This is a genomic window from Asanoa sp. NPDC050611 (assembly GCF_040654855.1).
GTDB lineage: Bacteria > Actinomycetota > Actinomycetes > Mycobacteriales > Micromonosporaceae > Asanoa.
In genome coordinates this window covers 13,802-16,065 of record NZ_JBFAIU010000169.1, presented here as the reverse complement: position 1 = coordinate 16,065, position 2,264 = coordinate 13,802, and the positions used below count along the sequence as shown (strand labels likewise).

Below are 2,264 nucleotides of genomic sequence, written 5' to 3'. Positions count from 1 at the left end.
GAGATGACCCGGGTCGCCGAGAGGGAGGACCTCGACGCCGCGATCGACCGCCTGCGCCCCGAGGCGAGCACGAACCTCGGCGCCGGCCTCATGCTCGGTTACCGGGTGGCCCGCGACGGCTTCCGGGAAGGCGCCTCCAACCGGGTGATCGTGCTCTCCGACGGCCTGGCCAACACCGGCACCACCGACGCCGACACGATCCTGCGCAGGGTCCGCGACGAGGCGGCGAAGGAGATCGCGCTGCTCGGCGTCGGCGTCGGCAGCGACTACGGCGACGCGCTGATGGAACAGCTGGCGGACGGCGGCGACGGCTTCGCGGTCTACGTCAGCGAGCCGGACCAGGCCCGCGACGTGTTCGTCAACCGGCTTCCAGCCACGCTCGAGGTGCGCGCGCTGGACGCCAAGGTGCAGGTCACGTTCGACTCGCGGACGGTCCGGGACTACCGGCTGATCGGCTACGAGAACCGCGCGGTGGCCGACGAGGACTTCCGCGACGACAAGGTCGACGGCGGCGAGGTCGGCCCGGGGCACAGCGTGACCGCGCTCTACGCGGTGCGCCTGGCCGGCGACGTCGACCTCGGTGCCGAGGTGGCCAAGGTCCGGGTCCGCTGGCTCGACCCGGGCAGCCGGAACCCGGCCGAGGCGGCACACACGGTCACGGTGTCGGACGTCGACCGCGGCTTCGAGGCGGCGGCGCCCCGGCTCACGGTCGACTACGTGGCCGCCTATCTGGCGGAGTCGCTGCGCGGCGGCGACGAGGCGATCCCGCTGCGGGAACTGCACCGGATCGCGGAGCGGGCGGCCGACCGCACGGAGGACCCGGACGTCCGGGAGCTGGCCAACCTGGTGAGCCGGGCGAGCGAGCTGCGCTGAGCGCTTCGGGGGTCGCCGCGGGTCAGTGGCCCGCGGTGGCCCCGGCGCCGTCAGCCACCTGGTCGCCGGGGACCAGGCCGTACCCGTCGGGGACCGAGGCCGGGTCGTCGCCCGTCTCGACGACGCGGTTGTGCGCGTCGACGAAGACGACCCGCGGCGCGAAGGTGCGGGCCTCGGCGTCCGGCAGCCACGCGTACGCGACCAGGATGACCTTGTCGCCGGGGCTGATCAGGCGGGCGGCCGCGCCGTTGATGCCGATGACGCCGGAGTCGCGCGGCCCCTCGATCACGTACGTGGTCAGCCGCGCACCGTTGTCGATGTCGAGCACGTCCACCCGCTCGCCGGGCAGCAGGTCGGCGGCCGCCATCAGGTCGGCGCTGATCGTGACCGAGCCCACGTAGTGCAGGTCGGCCTGCGTCACCGTGGCACGGTGGATCTTGGACTTCATCATCGACCTGAACACAGCGCGGATCTCTCCCGAGTCTGGGGGCGGTTCCGGTAAGAACACGTAAGGCTGAGCCATCATTTCCGGCGGCCGGCGGAGAGCCGCTCACGCAGTGACATCGACCACAGAAGGATGGCGCGATGATCGTTCTCGACGGCGCCGCGGTGCGCGCGGCATGCTCTCCGACCGCCGCGGTGTCGGCGATCACCGCAGCCCTCGCGGCAGGACTCGACCCGGCGGCCGATCTCGCCCGAACCGCCGTCCCCGTCCGTTCGGGCCAGTTCCTGCTGATGCCGTCGGAGCTGTCCCCGTCGGGACGGCATTTCGGGATCAAGGTGGCGACCGTGGCTCCGGGCCGGCTTCCCCGCGTCGAGGCCTCCTACCTGCTCTACGACGCCGACTCGCTGGCCCTGGTGGCGATGCTGGACGGCACGGCCCTGACGACGCTGCGCACACCAGCCGTGTCAGTGGCCGCGGTGCTGCCGCGACTGCCCGCCGGGCCGCTGCGGCTGGCGGTCCTCGGCGCCGGCCCGCAAGCCCACGGACACGTGGCGACCCTCGCGGCGCACCGCCCGCCGGCGTCGGTGACCCACCTGGTGCGCCGGCCGGTGCCGGGCGCGCTCACCGTGGACGACCCGCGGGCCGACGACGTGCTGCGCGCGGCGGACGTCATCGTGTGCGCCACGACGGCCCGCACCCCGCTGTTCGACGCGGAGGTGGTCCGGGACACCGCCGTCGTGATCGCGGTCGGTACGCACGAACCGGACGCCCGGGAGGTCCCGGCCGCGTTGTGTGCCCGCGCGACGGTGGTGGTCGAGGACGCCGCGACGGCCCTCCGCGAGGCCGGCGACGTGTGCCTGGCCGTGCGCGAGGGCGCCCTCCGCGAGGACGATCCCGTTCGCCAGCCGGCCTTTCGTGATGGCCTACAACAAGGACATGCTCGCCG

Annotated in this window: 3 protein-coding genes; 2 read left to right on the top strand and 1 reads right to left on the bottom strand. The window is 73.6% G+C overall.

The annotated features are described in order from the left end of the window. On the top strand, positions 1–873 hold an 873-nt coding region (locus AB0H87_RS24340), incomplete at its 5' end, for a YfbK domain-containing protein (RefSeq protein WP_360149794.1). A gap of 22 nt (positions 874–895) precedes the next feature. Here the strand turns inward: AB0H87_RS24340 and panD are convergent. Next, positions 896–1,336, bottom strand: coding sequence for an aspartate 1-decarboxylase (panD, locus tag AB0H87_RS24335; protein ID WP_360149791.1), 441 nt, complete (start codon positions 1,334–1,336; stop codon positions 896–898). Positions 1,337–1,458: 122 nt separating this feature from the next. On the opposite strand from panD, the gene AB0H87_RS24330 reads away from it, so the two are divergent. Continuing rightward, positions 1,459–2,264: hypothetical protein (locus AB0H87_RS24330; protein ID WP_360149788.1), on the top strand; the 806-nt coding region annotated here is incomplete at its 3' end.